Source organism: Streptomyces sp. NPDC050636, from assembly GCF_040654775.1.
In the GTDB taxonomy this organism is placed as follows: Bacteria; Actinomycetota; Actinomycetes; order Streptomycetales; family Streptomycetaceae; genus Streptomyces.
Map to the genome: position 1 here is coordinate 1 of NZ_JBFAIP010000122.1, position 16,789 is coordinate 16,789.

16 protein-coding genes and 2 pseudogenes are annotated in these 16,789 nt (G+C 68.8%); 4 read left to right on the plus strand and 14 right to left on the minus strand.

Going from position 1 to position 16,789, the window contains the following annotated elements; all coding sequences use genetic code 11:
- Window positions 1–966 precede the first annotated feature (966 nt).
- The 11 genes from AB0I10_RS36610 to AB0I10_RS36660 all read right to left on the minus strand — a co-directional run bounded on the left by AB0I10_RS36610 (window position 967) and on the right by AB0I10_RS36660 (window position 12,086).
- Window positions 967–1,788 (minus strand): hypothetical protein, encoded by an 822-nt coding sequence (locus tag AB0I10_RS36610; protein WP_363157066.1) that lies wholly within the window; start codon window positions 1,786–1,788, stop codon window positions 967–969.
- A 47-nt stretch (window positions 1,789–1,835) separates the two neighbouring features.
- Window positions 1,836–2,411 (minus strand): hypothetical protein, encoded by a 576-nt coding sequence (locus tag AB0I10_RS36615; protein WP_363157067.1) that lies wholly within the window; start codon window positions 2,409–2,411, stop codon window positions 1,836–1,838.
- Window positions 2,412–2,484: 73 nt separating this feature from the next.
- Window positions 2,485–3,759: an MlaD family protein gene (locus AB0I10_RS36620; RefSeq protein ID WP_363157068.1), complete on the minus strand. Its 1,275-nt coding sequence runs from the start codon at window positions 3,757–3,759 to the stop codon at window positions 2,485–2,487.
- Entirely contained in the window at window positions 3,756–5,054 is a 1,299-nt protein-coding gene (locus AB0I10_RS36625; RefSeq protein WP_363157069.1) for an MCE family protein, read from the minus strand. Before AB0I10_RS36625 ends, AB0I10_RS36620 begins: the two co-directional genes overlap by 4 nt.
- Window positions 5,051–6,184, minus strand: a complete 1,134-nt coding sequence (locus AB0I10_RS36630; protein ID WP_363157070.1) for an MCE family protein — start codon at window positions 6,182–6,184, stop codon at window positions 5,051–5,053. Before AB0I10_RS36630 ends, AB0I10_RS36625 begins: the two co-directional genes overlap by 4 nt.
- A complete protein-coding gene (locus AB0I10_RS36635) occupies window positions 6,181–7,161 on the minus strand; it encodes an MCE family protein (protein ID WP_363157071.1) in 981 nt (326 codons plus the stop codon). Before AB0I10_RS36635 ends, AB0I10_RS36630 begins: the two co-directional genes overlap by 4 nt.
- A gap of 95 nt (window positions 7,162–7,256) precedes the next feature.
- The gene (locus AB0I10_RS36640) at window positions 7,257–8,294 is read right to left on the minus strand and encodes an MlaD family protein (protein ID WP_363157072.1); all 1,038 of its coding nucleotides are present in this window, start codon (window positions 8,292–8,294) and stop codon (window positions 7,257–7,259) included.
- Window positions 8,291–9,559 (minus strand): MCE family protein, encoded by a 1,269-nt coding sequence (locus tag AB0I10_RS36645; RefSeq protein WP_363157073.1) that lies wholly within the window; start codon window positions 9,557–9,559, stop codon window positions 8,291–8,293. Before AB0I10_RS36645 ends, AB0I10_RS36640 begins: the two co-directional genes overlap by 4 nt.
- A gap of 5 nt (window positions 9,560–9,564) precedes the next feature.
- Window positions 9,565–10,380: an ABC transporter permease gene (locus AB0I10_RS36650; RefSeq protein WP_363157074.1), complete on the minus strand. Its 816-nt coding sequence runs from the start codon at window positions 10,378–10,380 to the stop codon at window positions 9,565–9,567.
- Between the two features lie 3 nt (window positions 10,381–10,383).
- Window positions 10,384–11,154, minus strand: a complete 771-nt coding sequence (locus tag AB0I10_RS36655; protein ID WP_363157075.1) for an ABC transporter permease — start codon at window positions 11,152–11,154, stop codon at window positions 10,384–10,386.
- Window positions 11,151–12,086: an ABC transporter ATP-binding protein gene (locus AB0I10_RS36660; RefSeq protein WP_363157076.1), complete on the minus strand. Its 936-nt coding sequence runs from the start codon at window positions 12,084–12,086 to the stop codon at window positions 11,151–11,153. Before AB0I10_RS36660 ends, AB0I10_RS36655 begins: the two co-directional genes overlap by 4 nt.
- 165 nt (window positions 12,087–12,251) lie before the next feature.
- Here AB0I10_RS36660 and AB0I10_RS36665 point away from each other — a divergent pair.
- The 3 genes and pseudogenes from AB0I10_RS36665 to AB0I10_RS36675 all read left to right on the plus strand — a co-directional run.
- Window positions 12,252–12,413: pseudogene (locus AB0I10_RS36665) on the plus strand (antibiotic acetyltransferase); the annotation flags it as partial.
- A 130-nt stretch (window positions 12,414–12,543) separates the two neighbouring features.
- Window positions 12,544–12,870 (plus strand): hypothetical protein, encoded by a 327-nt coding sequence (locus AB0I10_RS36670; protein WP_363157077.1) that lies wholly within the window; start codon window positions 12,544–12,546, stop codon window positions 12,868–12,870.
- A gap of 240 nt (window positions 12,871–13,110) precedes the next feature.
- Complete coding sequence (locus AB0I10_RS36675; RefSeq protein ID WP_363157078.1) at window positions 13,111–13,662, plus strand: SMI1/KNR4 family protein; 552 nt, start codon at window positions 13,111–13,113, stop codon at window positions 13,660–13,662.
- Window positions 13,663–13,716: 54 nt separating this feature from the next.
- Here AB0I10_RS36675 and AB0I10_RS36680 read toward each other — a convergent pair whose 3' ends face one another.
- The 3 genes and pseudogenes from AB0I10_RS36680 to AB0I10_RS36690 form a co-directional block, all read right to left on the minus strand.
- Window positions 13,717–13,887 (minus strand): hypothetical protein, encoded by a 171-nt coding sequence (locus AB0I10_RS36680; RefSeq protein WP_363157081.1) that lies wholly within the window; start codon window positions 13,885–13,887, stop codon window positions 13,717–13,719.
- Window positions 13,861–14,059: pseudogene (locus AB0I10_RS36685) on the minus strand (kinase); the annotation flags it as partial. The pseudogene AB0I10_RS36685 and the gene AB0I10_RS36680, both read right to left, overlap by 27 nt.
- 315 nt (window positions 14,060–14,374) lie before the next feature.
- Window positions 14,375–14,926, minus strand: a complete 552-nt coding sequence (locus tag AB0I10_RS36690) for a PadR family transcriptional regulator (protein ID WP_363157079.1) — start codon at window positions 14,924–14,926, stop codon at window positions 14,375–14,377.
- Window positions 14,927–15,036: 110 nt separating this feature from the next.
- Here AB0I10_RS36690 and AB0I10_RS36695 point away from each other — a divergent pair, with 110 nt between their 5' ends.
- Entirely contained in the window at window positions 15,037–16,668 is a 1,632-nt protein-coding gene (locus AB0I10_RS36695) for a carboxylesterase family protein (protein WP_363157080.1), read from the plus strand.
- Window positions 16,669–16,789 lie beyond the last annotated feature (121 nt).

A 16,789-nucleotide genomic window follows, 5' to 3' on the forward strand; every position in this document is an offset into this window, starting at 1 on the left:
GTGGCTGCCGAAGATGGACCAGCGTTCCGGCTGGAGGCTGCAAGCCCGGCTGGTCGCTGACGGAGGTGCTGGCCTGAGGATGCGCTTAACCGCTGCGCCCTGCAGCAGTCCACCGTCTGCGGGCGAGCTCGCATTAGCCAAACGCGCCCGGATTCTGGCCAGCGCCCCCACGTCGGCGGGGAGCACGAACATATGCAGGCCCTGCGACATGTTCCAGATGGATCACCCCCGCGCCGGCAGGGAACACATGTAGTCCATGTCCCCGCTAATTCCCTAATTAGAAATTAGCGAGACCCGCAATACTCTTCGCACTCCCCTAGAAGCGTATCAACACCATTGAAATTCTACTGTATTGGCAAATCTGCGCTCGCACTGGCGCCGCGAAATGATCGCAGGATGGGGCAGAGTTCGAGCTGAGAGGTCAGCGAACTGTCAGCATCGTTCCGCGCAATACGCAACATGCTTAGCGGGACACGGAGCGTGTCTCAATCGGCCGTGCCGACCGTCTCCGCCATGGCACCTCCCCCGGCAGCTGTAGGCGCGTCCGAGGCCGCCTCTCTACGGACGTGTGAGGCTAGAGTGGCCGCCACAGGAGCCGCGTAGTGGCAGCCCTGGCGTGCGGGTGGCGCGGTCAGTGCTGGCTCATCGGCTGGGGGCGGATGCGGCATTCGTCGACTGCTTGGGCGATCATCCGGTACAGCCCAAAGCCCCGCCCTTCCCGGCTGCACGGAAGAGTTCGGGGTGGAAGCCGGGAAAGGTGTTCTCGTCGACGGTGATCAGCACGCCCTGGTGAAGGACGAGGAACGTCAGCGTTCCCGACCAGCGGGGATCCGCCGACCGGGCCGGGTGCGCCGCACCCGCGTGGCGAACGCAGGCTTATCTGCCGTCACCGAGGCGCTCTCGAAGTGGACCGTTACTGGTGACGGGTCGGTGACAGGTCGGGTGATAGGTCGGTGACAGGCCCGGCTACAGCGCGTCGACGGCGCTCACCTTCCAGCCGTCCGTCGTACGCGTGAGGGTCATCCGGACCCGGTTCAGATCCATGCGCGAGCCGGAGACCTGCGTGCTCTTGGTGACCTGGTTGACGAAGAGCAGCACAACGGCGCTGTCCGCCGACGCCGACGCCACCGAGGCCGCCGGGGCACCGCCGTCGGGCGGCGCGACCACGGAGGCCTTCACCACCCCCTTGTACTTCTTCGCGGTCGGCGCGACCACCGCCTTGGTCGTCCTGACGTACTCGTCGCGGAAGGAGCCCGTGAGATGGCCGCGCGCCGCGGCGAAATCCCGGTCCAGATGCCGGTAGTCGTACGACAGGACGACGGGCGCCGCCTTCTGCGCGGCCGCGAGGGCCTGCGCCCGCGCCTCCTCGACCTGGCGGCCGTCCCGGTAGTGCCACCCGAGCACCGCGACCGCGACGAGGCCCGCCGCGGTCAGGAGGGCAAGGACGGCGCTCAGCCGTGCGCGCCGGCGCCCGCGGGGCGGGGCCTTTTGGTCCAGGGCCTCTGGGTCCGGCGTCTGAGGGTCCTGGGACTCGTTGTCCGGGTTCTCCGGGTCCGGCCTGGGATCGGACTCCGCCTTCGCGAGCAGGACCTTCCCAACTGCCTTCTCGACGGGCGGCAGCCCCGTCAGGTCGTTGACCAGATCCTCGGGTACGCCGTCGAGCGCGTGCTGCGCCCCAGAACGGCTGCCGTCGGCCCGCTTGGCTGCGGCGCGGGCGGCCGCGGTCAAGGAGCGCCGGCCCGGTGAGCCAGGTCCGGTGCCGCGGACTCGGGTGCTGGTGTTCGCCACGGTGTCTCTCCTTACGGCGGGGTCATGCGCTTTACGGGGTGGTGCGGTCAGCCGACGAATTCGACGCCGGACGTCAGCCAGCTGCCGTTCTTGAGCTCGAGGTCCAGCTGCAGCCGGTAGGTGCGGGCCTGGCCATCGGGGGCGGCGGTGTTGGTCACCTTGCTGTCGGCGACCACCAGGACACGGGCGGAGTCCTCGTCGGCCTGGGTGATGCCCGCTTCGAGGACCTGCCCCTTGGAGACCGATTTGTTCTTGGCGACCAGCTTCGTCAGCTGTGCGGTCTGTGCCGTGAACTGCTTCTTGAAGTCACCGGTCGCGCCCTTGAGCACGTTCTTGCTGTCCCGCTCGTAGTGCCGGTAGTCGAGCGAGGTGAAGTTGAGGGCCGACTGTCTGGCCGCGGCCAGGATGTCCTGGTGCCGCTGCTCCGCCGCGCGCTGCTCGTACGCCTGGATGCCGAGCCAGACGGCAAGCGCCGTCGTCACGGCGGTGGCCACGGCGAGTCCCGCGGCCATGGCACGGCCGCCGCGGGCGGCGCCCGCGAGTCTGGCGCCGAGGCGGCGCAGCGCCCGTACGGGGCGGGAGCTCGGGCCCCCGACCGGGCGGGAGGTCAGACCCCCGCTCATGCCGAAGCCTCGCTTCGCTCGGCCTCGCATTCGCGAGGCGCGCACCTTTCCATGATTCGCTCGCTACGCTCGTTCATGCCATCGGTCCTACGAGCAGCCATTGCCATGAGTCCTTTCCGAACGCGTTCTGTTCGCCGCCCGTCGAGCCGATCTCGACGGGCGTTCCGTCCGGTCCGACGGCGGTGCCGGTGTCCGGGTCATACGGGGTGACGTACGCCGCCCGGTCCGCCCCGCCGGAGCGGGCCGAGGCGCCGGGGGCGTTCTGCGCGCCGCGCACCGAGGTGTCGCCGCCGCGTGGTGCCGTGCAGCGTGCGCCGGTGTTGGCCGGGCGGTCGCTGGTGTCCGCGGGGTCGCGCCGCTGGGTGCCGTACCCCTGGCGGCAGGGCGCCGGTTCGTCCTTGCCCGCGACCATGCCGAAGTGGGTGGTGCCGTCGCCCGGCACCACGGTGTAGCTGCCCGCGACGGTCAAGGGGAAGGTGACCAGGGCCTGTTCCACTCCGGGCAGCCGTGCCACTGTGATCTGGCCGCCGCTGATCAGATTCCCGAGGAGTACCGGCAGCTGGGTCCGGTTCGCCTTGAGCAGCGTGTCCACCTCGTGCGCGGCGGGCGCGCTCGACCCGATCAGCCTGCGGATGTCCCCGTCACGGGACTTGAGTTCATCGGTCAGATCGGCCAGGTCACTGGAGAACGACTTGATCGCCGAGCCTTGCTCCGACTGGGTCTTGAGGACCGTGCGCGAGTCCTCGATCAGCTTGATCGTCTCGGGGAGCGAGCCGGAGGCCGACTCGACCAGCTCATTGCCCGAGTCCACCAGTCGGCCGAGGTGCGGCCCCGTCCCCTTGAAGGCCTTGCCCAGTTCGTCGACCGTGACCCGTAGATCCTCCTTGCCGACGGAGTTGACCAGGCGGTCCACGCTGAGGACGAGGTCCGTGGTGGCCAGCGGCACCCGGGTGTCACCGCGGGCGATCGTGCTGCCGTCCTTAAGGAGCGGCCCGGAGTCGGTGCGCGGCTGCAGATCGACGTACTGCTCACCGACCGCCGAACGGTGCGCCACCACCGCAAGCGTGTCCGCCGGAATCCGCGCCCCGTCCTCGATGTCGAGCGCCACCGACACCCCGCCGGAGCCGACGAGTTCGAGCTGCCCGACCCGGCCCACGGGCACCCCGCGATAGGTGACCTCGGCCCCCTGGAAGATGCCCCCGGACTCGGCGAACTCGGCGCGCACGGTGTAACCGCGGTCGAGGAGGGCGTCGCCGATGCCGGTGTACTGCGCGCCGACGTAACTCACGCCCACGGCGGTGACGGTGGCGAACGCGAGCAGTTGGATCTTGACCGTACGTGTGATCACGAGTAGATCCCCCTCAGCAGGAGCTCGGCCAGAACCAAGTTGATCCCGGGCGGATAGCCCTCGGCGTCTCCGTTCCCGTACGCGACGTACTGGCCGGTGCACACCGGCGGGCACAGCTGCTCGCCGTCGTCACCCGGGTCCGCCGGGTCGTCGGGGGTGGCCGGCAGCTTGGGGGCGTCGGGCAGCTCGGGGATCTCGGGGGCGTCCGAAGCGCCGGGGACGTCCGGCAGCTTCGGTGTCTTGGGCACCTTGGGCAGCCCGGGCTTGTCCGAGCCGTCCGGCTTCTTGGGGTCGTCGGCGAGATTGCCGTAGATGCTCGCCAGATCAAGATCGGCGGTGATCTTGAGGTTGACGTAGTCGCCCTTGATGGCGTCGGTGACGCCGCGCGGGAAGGGATAGGTCGTCAGCAGCTCCAGGGAGTTCGGCAGATCGTCGCCCGCCTTGTTCAACTGCTCCAGGATCGGGCGCAGTTGCTTCAGATTGGCGATCACGTCGGAGCGCGAGGCGTCGATCACCTTTGTGCCCGTCCTGCCGAGTTTCGACAGCGACGTGAGCATTTTCGTCAGATCGCGGCGCTGGTCGGCGAGCACCTTGAGGGCGGGCGGCACGGTGTCGACGGCGTCGCCGATCGTCTTCTTCTCGTTCTTGAGGCGCTTGGCAAGGCGGTCGATGCCCTTGAGCGCCCGCACGATCTCCGTGCGCTGGCCGTCGAGACCGCCGACGAACGTGTCCAGCTCTTTCAGCAGCGCCTTGACCCGGTTCTCTCGGCCGTCCAGGGCCTTGTTGAGCTCCGTGGTGATCGTCTTGAGCTGGGCCACACCGCCTCCGTTGAGCAGCGCAGACAGCGCGGAGAGGACTTCTTCGATCTCCGGGTTGCGGCCGCTGCGGGACAGCGGAATGCGCGCACCGTCCTTGAGCCTGCCGACGGGGGCGCTGTCCGGTGGGGCGGACAGGGCCACGTATTTCTCGCCGAGCATGCTGGTCTGCCGCAGACCGGCGACCGCGTTGCCGGGCAGCTTCACCGAACCGGCGACCCGCAGCCGTACCTTGGCGTGCCAGCCGTCAAGCTCCACCTTCTCGACCGAGCCCACGGTGACGTTGTTGACCTTCACGGTCGACTGCGGCACCAGGTCGAGTACGTCCCGGAACTCGACCGTGACCCGGTAGGCGCCCGCGTCCTTGGCGGCGCCGCCGGGCAGTTCGACGTCGTACAGACCGTTGAACTCACAGCCGACCAGCAGCAGCGAACCGATCGCGGCCCAGGCGGCCGTCCCGCCCTTGTGCAGCGCGCTCATACCCCGGCCTCCAGGATTCCGCCGAGGGTCTTGTCGCTCGGCTCCGCGCCCGAAACCCCTTGTGCCTGCGGCAACTTGGGCAGCGAGTCGAAGAGTTCCCTCAGGTCCTTGCACTCCGCGGCCTGCTTCTCACCGGTGGTGCCGAGCAGCGAGCAAAGCAGCGCGGCCGGGTCCTGTGCCTGTTCGGCGTTGTTACGGGTGTCGAGGGTGCCCGAGCTCGGGTTGTAGGCGTTCTGCAGGTTCGACAGGCCGGCCGGCGTGGTCTCCAGGATCTCGGCGAGCGCGGCCTGCTGGGTGACAAGCACCTTGGTGACCTTGCTGAGCCCGTTCACATTGGAGGTCAGCGACTTCTTGTTCTCCTTGACGAACGCCTGCACATCGGCGAGTGCGACGCCCAGGTGCTTCAGCGCGGCCCCAAGGTCCTCGCGCTCTCCGGCGAGCTGGTCGGCCACCTGCGCCAGGCTGGCGTTGAACGACCGCACGCTCTTGTCGTCCGTGGCGAGCATGGCCGTGAACAGCTGCAGGTTTCGTACGGTGCCGAACAGGTCGCCCCTGCCGTCGGAGAGGGTGGTGACGGCCAAGGAGAGGTCCTCCACGGTTTGATGCAGCTTCTCGCCCTGACCTCCGAGGTTGTCCGCGCTCACCCCGAGCAGCCGGGACAGCGAGCCCTTCTTGTTGGCGCCGCGCGGGCCGAGCGCCTCCGACGTGGTGTGCAGACTGTCGAAGACGCGGTCCAGCTCGACCGGTACGGCGGTACGGCTCTGCGGAATGACATCGCCGCTCCGCATCGCCGGGCCCTTGCGGTACACCGGAAGGAGCTGGAGATAGCGGTCGCTGACCACCGAGGAGTTGATGATCGCGGCCTTGGCGTCGGCGGGGACCTTGCGCTCGTCCTCGTACTCAAGGGTCACCCGCACCCGCTCGCCCTCCGTGGCGATCTCCTTGACCTCGCCGATCCGGACACCGAGCACCCGGACGTCCGAACCGGGATAGATGCCGACGGTGCGCGGGAAGTACGCGGTGACGCGCACCGGTTCACTGCGCGGCCAGAGCACCACGGTGAGCGTGGCCACCAGGGCCGAAGCGGTCACCAGAGCCGTCCGCCGCAGGAGTCGTGCGTGCTTGCTCATCGCGAGTCTCCCGTCCGCGGGACCACCGGGGCGGCGACCAGGTTCTGGATATAGCTGTCGAACCAGCGGCCGTTGCCGAGGGTGTTGGTAAAGAGCCGTACATAGGGTGCGAGCAGCTGGACGCTGCGTTCGAGGCTGGAGTGGTTGCGCTCCAGCATCGAGACCACTGAGTTCAGGCCCTTGAGCGCCGGGCCGATCTCCTTGCGGTTGTCCGCCACCAGGCCCGAGAGCTCGACGCCGAGCGTGGCCGAGCTCTTGAGGAGGGTGCGGATCGCCGCCCGGCGCTTGGCGATCTCGGTGAGCAGTTTGTCGGCGTCTTTGACCAGGGTGGAGAACTCGCCGGAGCGGTCGGCGAGCACCTTGGTGACCCCGTTGGCATGGTCGAGGAGTTCGCGCAGCTCCTTGTCGCGCGATGCGACCGTGTGGGAGATCTTCGACAGGCCCTCGATGGACGCCTTCACCTCGGCGGGTGAGTCCTCGAAGGTGGTGGAGATGGTGTCCATGGCCTTGGCGAGCTGGTCGGTGTCGACCTTCTCCGTGGTGGTGGTCAGATCACTGAACGCGGTCACGACGTCGTACGCGGGTGTCGTCCGGTCCACCGGGATCTCGGTGCCCGGCTTCAACTGCCCTGACCCCTTGGGCTCCAGGGCCATGTACTTCGAGCCCAGAATCGTCTTGATCCGGATGGACGCGCCGGTCCTGGTGCCGAACTCCGGCTCGCCCTTGACCTTGAAGGTGACCTTCACATGGTCGCCGTCCAGGTCGACCTCGTCGATCTTGCCGACCTTCACCCCGGCGATCCGTACCTCGTCGCCCGGCTTGAGCCCGCCCGCCTCCGAGAAGGCCGCGCTGTACGTCTCGCCGTTGCCGATCAGCGGCAGGCTGTCGGCGTTGAACGCGGCGGCGGTCATGAGGCCGAGGGTGGTGAGACCCACGACACCGATGACCACCGGGTTCCGCTCACGGAACGGGGTCATCCGCCCACGTCTCCCTGGCCGTTGCGGGGACAGCCGTATCCGGCGCGGGGACAGCCGTTGCAGGGACAGCCGCGGTATGCGCGGCACACGCAGCCTCATCCGCCACACCTCGCCCGTGCCACATGCAGCTCGGGATTGAGCACCTCCTTGGTCTTCGGCAGCACGACCCGGCCGTCGAAGTCACAGAGGTAGAAGTTGAACCAGGAGCCGTAGGACGCGGTCCGGGTCAACTTGTTGAGCTTGTTCGGCAGCCGCTTCAGCACGCCCTCCACGGTCTTCTCGTTGTCGTTCAGCGTTCCGGTGAGCTCGCCCAGCTCCTTGATGTCGTCCCGCAGCGGGGGCCGTGCCTCATCGATCAGGCCCGAGGTGGCCTCGGTCAGGCGCCCGATGTTCACCAGCGAGTCGCCGATCGGCTTACGGTCCGCGGACAGTCCGGAGACAAGCCGCTGCAACTGCTTGAGCAGTGAGGAGAATCGGGCGCCGCGCTTGTCCAGGGTCGTGAGCACCTCGTTGAGGTTGTCGATCACGGAGCCGATGAGCTTGTCGCGGCCGGCCAGGGTGGTGGTGAGCGACGCCGTGTGGGCCAGGAGGCTGTTGACCGTGCCGCCCTCGCCCTGCAGCGTCTTGATGATCTCGGCGGCGAGCTGGTTCACGTCCTTGGGGCTCAGCGCGGCGAACAGCGGCTTGAACCCGGCGAGCAGCGCGTTCAGATCGAGCGCGGGCTGGGTCCGGGACAGCGGGATCTGGCCGCCGGGCCGCAGCGGTGTGTTGCCGCCCGCGCCCTCGGTCAGCGCGATGTAGCGCTGCCCGACCAGGCTCCGGTAGCGGATGACGGCGCCGGTGCTGGTGAACAGCGGCCGGTCCTGGGTGACGGTGAAGGTGACCTCGGCTCGGGTCCGGTCCTTGATCCGGATGCCCTCGACCTCGCCGACCCGCACCCCGGCGACCCTGATGTCGTCGCCCTCCTCCAGGCTGGTGACATCGCTGAACACCGCGCGGTAGGAGTGCTCCGGGGTGAAGGAGATATTGACGATGGTGGCCGCGAGCAGCGCCGTCGCTACCACCGTCACCACCGCGAACAGCAGGAACTTCACCAAAGGCGCCGCGGTTTCCGTGGCTCGTCCCACCTTCATGCGACGCTCACCGCCGTTCCGCGCGCCATCGGGCCGAAGAGGAGCGTCGCGACCGGGGGCACCTGGTCCGCCGGCACCCCCATCACCGGGGCCACAAGGGAGCCGACGGCCCGCTGTTCGGCCTCGGTCGAGGACATCGTGGCCGCGCCGGACTGCCCACCGACCTTGTTGGGCTTCGTACCGTCGTTGAGCTGGTCGTCCCCGGCGGGCACCCGGGGATGGGGCAACCCGCGGCAGTTGGGGCCCGAGCGGTCCGCGTACCGCGGTTCCTCGCCGGGCTCGTACGCGGGCTGCGGGTGGACGAATTCGAGGGTGATATGCATCTTTCCGCCTCGATAGGTCTCTTCGGACGCCTTGTCCTGCCGCACCAGGCCCTCAAGCAGGCAGGGGTACTCGGGCGCATAGCGGGCGAACAGCGCCAGCGTCGGGCGGGAGACCCGGCCGAGGGTGATCAGGCGCTCGCCGTTGTCGTCGAGGAACTCCTCGCCGGTGCCGGCCGCGGTGGCGGTCGCGGTGAGGGCGGCGGCCAGCTGGTCCTGCTTCTCCACGAGGGTGCGGCTGGTGGTGACGGAGTTCCGCAGGATCTTCATCAGGTCGGGCGCCGCGTCGGCGTACACCTCGGCGACGTCGGCGAAGCGCGTGATGTCCTCCTTCAGAGACGGCAGATGCGGGTTGAGGCGACGCAGATAGCGCTCGACGCGGGTGAGGTTGGCGCCGATCCGGTCGCCGCGTCCGTCGAGCGCGGTGGCGAACGCGGAGAGCGTCGCGTTGAGATCGGCGGGCCGCACGGTGCGAAGGAGCGGCAGCAGATCGTTCATCAGCTGCTGCACCTCGATGCCGACCGTGGTGCGGTCCTGCGTGACGACGTCACCCGCGCGGATGTGCCGATCCGACGGCTTACGGGGCTCCACCAGCTCGACGTACTTCTCGCCGAACAGCGTCTTGGGCAGCAGCCGCGCGTGGACATCGGACGGGATCCGGGCGATGTGCTCCGGCTTCAGGGCGATGCCGAGGGTCGCCTTCGCACCGTCGGCCCTCACCTCGCGGACCTCGCCGACCAGGAGGCCGCGCAGCTTGACGTCGGCCCGCGGCTCCAGCTGGTTGCCCAGGGTGTCGGCCTGCAGCGTGATCCGTACGACGGAGGTGAACACCTGCTGGTACACGGCGACGGAGAGGGAGAGCAGCAGCGCGATGACCGCGATGAACACGATGCCGTACAGCCGCAGCCTGGCGCCGCGCGAAGCAAGCGGGAGCGGAATTCTCATCTGCCCTACCCCGCTATTCGTACGGTCGTGACGGCGCCCCAGATCGCGAGGCTGAGGAAGAAGTCCAGGACGTTGATGGCGACGATGGAGGTGCGCACCGCACGGCCGACCGCGACGCCGACCCCGGCCGGACCGCCGCTCGCGTAGTAGCCGTAGTAGCAGTGCACCAGGATGATCACGACGGCGAAGACGATCACCTTGCCGAAGGACCAGAGCACGTCCACCGGTGGCAGGTACTGCTGGAAGTAGTGGTCGTAGGTGCCCGCGGACTGCCCGTAGTAGCCGGTGGTGATGGTGCGCGCGGCGAAGTACGAGGACAGCAGGCCGATCACATACAGCGGGATCACCGCGACGAAACCGGCGATCATCCGGGTGGTCACCAGGAACGGCAGCGAGGGGACGCCCATCACTTCGAGCGCGTCGGTCTCCTCGCTGATCCGCATCGCGCCCAGCTGCGCGGTGAACCCGGCCCCGACCGTCGCGGACAGGGCGAGGCCCGCCACCAGGGGGGCGATCTCCCGGGTGTTGAAGTACGCCGACAGGAACGCCACGAAGTTGGAGGTGCCCAACTGGTTGAGGGCGGTGTAGCCCTGCAGTCCGACCTCGGTGCCGGTGAAGAAGGACAGGAAGGCGATCACGCCGACCGTGCCGCCGATGACGGCGAGGGCGCCACGGCCGAAGCTCACCTCGGCGAGCAGGCGCAGGATCTCCTTCTTGTAGCGGCGCAGGGTGCGGCCTGTCCAGGCCAGGGAGCGGCCGTAGAAGGCCAGTTGGCTGCCCAGCTCTTCGAGCGAGCGGAGCGGGCGGTCACGAAGCCGCATCAACTACCCTCTCTGCGGGACGATTTGGAAGTACACGGCGGTCATCACGAAGTTCGTCACGAACAGCAACATGAAGGTGATGACCACGGACTGGTTCACCGCGTCACCGACGCCCTTGGGGCCGCCCTTGGCGGTGAGCCCCTTGTACGAGGCGACGATCGCGGCGATGGCGCCGAAGACCAGGGCCTTGAGCTCCGCCGCCCAGAGGTCGGACAGCTGGGCGAGGGTGGTGAACGAGGCCAGATAGGCGCCGGGAGTGCCGTTCTGCAGGACCACGTTGAAGAAATAGCCGCCGGCCACCCCGACCACCGAGACCAGGCCGTTGAGCAGCACCGCGACGACCATCGACGCCAGGACCCTGGGCACGACGAGGCGGTGGATCGGGTCGATGCCGAGGACCTGCATCGCATCGATTTCCTCGCGGATCTTGCGCGCCCCGAGATCCGCGCAGATCGCGGTGCCGCCCGCCCCCGCGATGAGGAGCGCGGTGACGATCGGCGAGGCCTCCCGAAGCACCGCGAGCACCGAGGCGGCGCCCGAGAACGACTGCGCGCCCAGCTGCCGGGTCAGACTGCCGATCTGCAGCGCGATCACCGCCCCGAACGGGATGGAGACAAGCGCGGTGGGCAGGATCGTGACGCTCGCGATGAACCAGGACTGCTGGATGAACTCCCGCACCTGGAACGGGCGTCGCGGCAGCGTCCGCAGCACATCCAGGCTCATCGCGAAGAGACTGCCCGAGTGCCGCAGCGCCCCCTTGGGTGACAGACTCATGCGCCGCTCACCTCTCGCCCCTCCTCCTGCTCGGCGATCGCCTGCCAGCGGGGCGGGCGGTTGATTCCGGGCCCCGGAAGGAGCCGCGGGGTCATCTCGGCGACGCCCACACTGTCGACCGCGCCGCCGTTGCCGAAGTGCACCGCCTCGCGCGCCATCGTGGCGGCGTCCTTCTCCTCGGCCATGCCGATCGGCCCCTGCATCCGGCCGTTCAGGAACTGCCGTACGACCGGCTCATTGCTGGTCAGGAGCTGCTCGCGGGGGCCGAACATCACCAGTTCGCGGCGGAAGAGCAGCCCGATGTTGTCGGGGACCTGACGGGCCGAGGCGATGTCGTGCGTGACGATCAGGAAGGTCGCGTCGATCTGCGCGTTGAGGTCGACGATCAGCTGGTTGAGGTAGGCCACACGTACCGGATCGAGGCCCGAGTCGGGCTCGTCGAAGAGAATGATCTCCGGATCGAGCACCAGGGCCCGCGCCAGACCGGCCCGTTTGCGCATCCCGCCGGATATCTCGCCGGGCAGCTTGTCCTCGGCGCCGATCAGACCGACCATGTCCATCTTCTCAAGCACGATCTTCCTGATCGTGCTCTCCTGCTTACGGGTGTGCTCGCGCAGCGGGAAGGCGATGTTGTCGTAGAGATTCATCGACCCGAACAGGGCGCCGTCCTGGAACAGCACGCCGAACAGCTTCCGTACCTCGTACAGGTCGTGCTCGCGGAGCTTGGTGATGTCCGTGCCCGCGATGCGGATCGACCCGCGCTCCGGCTTGAGCAGTCCGACGAGGCTCTTGAGGAAGACCGACTTGCCGGTGCCCGAGGGGCCCAGCATGACCGAGACCTCTCCGGCGGGCAGTTTCAGCGAGACGTTCTGCCAGATGACCTGGTCGCCGAAGGACTTGGTCAGCCCTTCCACGCAGATCTCGACACCCATCCGGTTCACCCTTCGCCGTGAGCAGCTCCGTCATCTGCTCTACGGGGAAGGCCGCCCCGTCCGTCGCGGAGAAACCGAAGTTTTTTTACAGGGGCGTCATCGGGGTGTTCACCGGGGTGTTCATCGGGGTGCCTACGGGACATGCGTGATGCCGTCTCCGGACGCCCGGCCAAACTCATCCGCAGTCGCTTCGACGACGAGGACATCGCCCGCCTCCTGGCCGTCGCCTGGTGGGACTGGCCGGCCCAGCACATCACCGAGCACATTCGCACGATCATGTCCGGCAGCATCGAGGATCTGGAAGCTGCGGCCCCGGCGCAGCAGTAGGCCAGCCTTGGCAAGTACTTGAGCGCCGTCGAACCTCGTGAACATCGCCTGACTGCCGATCACGGCGCCTCCTCGATCGGTGCACCACCAGTGTCATCTGTCTTCACTGGTGGACAAAGCCGATCGTGGGATGCCGAGGTCGGAGACCTTCGTCGAACTGACCGGAGAGCAACCACGATTGCGGTTTACCTATCGCGACCTGGACCTCGCGAACGTTGGTGGCTATCTGCTTCTCGCGGGCTCCGAGGAAGCCGTCGCCCCATACCGCGGCACCCACGCCACCACGATCGTCGAGTCCATCGAGTGGGTCCTGCACATCATCGAGCTACACGGCGGGGAAGTCCTCGACGGTCCCAACGAGGTGCCCACCGGTCGCAACCTGACCGTCCGGCACGCCGGCGGCGCGACCATCGAGTACGTGCAGTTCCACGCAACCGCACGATCAGCCCTCGCATGAGCAATCCCAGTCGGACCCAAGCAGGCATGCGCGGTGGTGCCGTCAGAACCCGGGTTCTGGCTCAACTTCTGTGATGCAAGCACGTGGGTAGTGACCGCGGCCTCGGTGTGTCCTGCCGGCGTGAGCGGGAGACGTATCTAGATTGCGGGTCCAATGGGGTCCTCCTCAGGACTCCGATCGCGAGTCAGGCGTGCGGCTGCCGGCGGACCGGGCGCCGACCGTCACTGTTACGGTCGCTGGATGGAGAGCTGGGACGAGGGCGGCGTGCGCGCTCGGATACGGGAGATGGCCGCACGGGACCCGGGGCGGGACCGCTTCGGGGCGGACACGCACCGGTACGAGCTGGCGCCTGCGTTGCCGGAGACGGAGATCAGGGCGTTCGAGGAAGCCCACGGCGTCGATCTGCCGACGGAGTACCGGTCCTTCGTCGCGCAGGTGGGCGACGGCCCCGCCGGTCCCGGTCACGGGTTGATGCCGTTGACCACCCCCCGACCGGAGGCCGGCGAGGAGTGGGCCGTGGACGACGAGTGGGAAGAAGACCGGCTGCCGGGCCGACTCGCCGAGTCGTTCCCCCTCACCGAATCCCTGCCCGGCGGGACCGGCGCACCGGCCGATGAGCTGACCCGGGGCACGCTCATGCTGGCCGACGAGGGCTGCGGCATCTACATCCGGCTGGTCCTGAACGGCCCGCATGCGGGCGAGGTCTGGCGAATTGACACGGACTGGGGCGGCTTCGTCCCCGTGAGCCCCGGTTTTCGTACCTGGTACACCGAGTGGCTGCAGCGCCCGTGAACACGCCGCACGCCGTCCGGACCAACCCGCCGACCTTCGATCGATGAAGCCAAATCATGAGTAAGTGACCAGGCCACTCAAACTTGGATGGCACACGCTCAACTTCGCTGGCACAGGACAGTGGTGGCGCTCGACCGCGTCCGCCAGGATGCCGTCGGCGTCGATGACGATCTCGATGCTGCCGGGCAGGAGGTCGAGCGGCCGGTACCACTCGCGCAGCACCATCCACCGGAGATTGTCCTGGCCGACGAGGGCCAGCGAGACCGCGGCCGAAGCGGTCGCGGATGCCGGCCACGACGGACGACTTGCCGGAGACACCGTTCCCGCGCAGTACGAGCAGCCTCGTGTCTTCGGTGCCCACCTTCACCCGGCGGAGGCTACGGGCGGCCACTGACACCGGTCGGGATGCCGACAAGGGCGTACAACACGGGGTGCAACGCGTGCTGGAAGCCCCGGGGTCGATGTCTGTGCAGGTCAGGGGTGCAACGCGCAGGCGTGTTGCAGTGCCCGTGTTGCAGCGCCCGTGTTGCAGCGCCGAACGTCCGCGTTGCAGCGCCGAACGTCCGCGTTGCAGTCGGCAGCAACGGGGCGGGGGGGTGCCCAGACGGGCGGTTTCACGAGTCGTCGGGCGTCACTCAGGCGCTCTGGCTCGGGCCGGCCCCGCGCCGCTTCGGGGCTCGGCCGTTTCATGCGGCGGAGATCCGGGCCGCGTTCACCTCGTGAGCTCGGCCAGGATCTCCTCCAGCCAGCGCACGTGCGCATCCAGGGTGAGGCCCTTGTAGTCGTGGACGTGGTCGAGGATCTGCATCATCCGTGCAGGGTCCACCCCTGGCAGCCACGGCTCCTCGTGGATCTCCCGGGCACGGAACCGTTCCACCTGCGCGCGCCGGGCCTCCAGCTCGGTGTGGACGAGACGCACCTGCTCCTCAGCGCTCAGGAAGATCGCGAAGGTGTAGCGGACGAGGAACTCGGGATCGCCGAAGTCGGGCGACGGCGTGTAAGGCTCGGCGAGGCGGTCCCGCAGCGCCCGCTCGCCCGCTTCCGTGACGCGGTACACCTTCGCGTCCGGGCGCCCTTCGTTGCGCTCCACGGTGTAGTCGATCCAGCCGTCGGCGCACATGCGGCTCAGCGTCCGGTAGATCTGGCTCTGCTGGGTGCGCAGCCGGATCATCCGGCCCATCTCGCTGTCCAGCCAGCGCTTCAGGTCGTAGCCCGTACAGGGACGCATCGCCACGAATCCGAGCAGCACATGCTCGAACTTCATTTCCGTCTCGCTACCTCTCCGCTATGACACTAGTCACCTATGACACTTGGCATCTATGCTCTCGGCGCCCGGCCCCCTATCCGGGCATGCCCCTGTCGTCAGGAGACCCTATGCCCCTGCCCGCGAGACTCCTGCGCCGTGCGCGCCGGATCGTGCTGTCCCTCGCCGTCGCCGCCGTGGCCCTCGCCCCCTCGCTCAGCCAAGCCGATCAGCCCACCCACTCCGCGGGCCACTCCGCCGACCAGTCCGTCCTGGTCCGCACCGAGAACGGCTGGGTGCGCGGCGAGGCCACTGCCGAGGGCCGCCAGTTCCTGGGCATCCCCTACGCCCAGCCGCCCACCGGCGACCTCCGCTGGCGGGCACCGAGGCCCGCCGGCGACTGGCGCGGGGTGAAGGACGCCACCCGGTACGGCAACTACTGTGCGCAGAACGCCTACTGGGCCCCCGGCTTCGAGAAGCGGCACACCACCGAGGACTGCCTCGACGTCAACGTCTACGCCCCGGCCACCGGCCGCGGTTCGGCCAAGCTCCCCGTCATGGTGTGGATCCACGGCGGCGGCAACATCGGTGGCGCGGGCCGCGACATCGTCCCCGACGAGTTCGCCCGCCGTACCGGCACCGTCGTCGTCACCCTCAACTACCGCCTCGGCGCCCTGGGCTTCCTCACCGTGCCCGGTACCACCGGCAACTTCGCCCTGCTCGACCAGCAGCGGGCGCTGCGCTGGGTGCAGGCCAACATCGGCCACTTCGGCGGTGACCGCAGCCGGGTCACGCTCGCCGGCGAGTCGGCGGGCGGCAGCGCGGTCTGCGCCCAGCTCGCCTCCCCGGGCAGCCGCGGCCTGTACCGGGCGGCGATCATCCAAAGCGGCGCCTTCGGGGACTGCGCGGGCACCACCCGCGAGAAGGCCGTCGCCGACGGCCTCGCCTTCGCCACGAAGCTGGGCTGCACCGAATCCGCGACCGCGGCCGACTGTCTGCGAGCCAAGCCCGCCAAGGAGATCCTCGACGCCCAGCAGGGCACCGGCCCCGACAACTGGCGCTACACCGTCGGCGGCCGCGAACTGCCGCTCCAGCCCGCCGAAGCCTTCGCCTCCGGCCGCGCCTCCCGCGTCCCCGTCATGAACGGCGCCAACAGCAAGGAGGGCCTGGTCTTCGCCTACGACAGCTTCGACCGCTGGGGCACCCCGCTGACCGCCGACGCCTACCCCAAGGCCCTCACCTCAGCCTTCGGCGAGCAGGCCGGCAGCCAGGCCCTGGCCCGCTACCCGCTCAGCGCCTACGACCGGCCCGGCTACGCGTACGCCGCCGCCTTCGGCGACCACCTCTTCGCCTGCCCGGCGCTGCGCGTCAACCCACGCCTCGCCGAACGCGGCCGGGTCTACGCGTACGAGTTCGCCGACCGCACCTCGCCGCTGTTCGCCTCCCTCCCAGCCGATGCCGACTTCGACTTCGGGGCCACGCACGCGGCCGAGCTGAACTACCTGTTCAAGCCGTACGGCCGCAGCGCCGACTTCAACGCCGAACAGCGCGCCCTGTCCACGCAGATGACCGCGTACTGGGGCTCCTTCATCCACGGCTCGCCGCCGCGCGCCCATGGACAGCAAGCCATGCCGGAGCAGGGCTCCCGACCGGGCCAGGTCCTTCAGCTGCGTACCGCCTCCGAGGGCGGCAACGCGACCACGACCACACTGCGGGCCGAGCACCACTGCCGCCTGTGGGACGCCGCAGCCGCAGCATCCTGACCCCGCCCCCCTCCGAGGGCCGGCCCGCCGCGTGCTCTTGCCGCCGGGGCTCCGGCCATGCGCCATCAGCAGTCCGGGTGCAGAGACAGCCAGACTGCTGCGGACGAGACAGCGCCGAAGC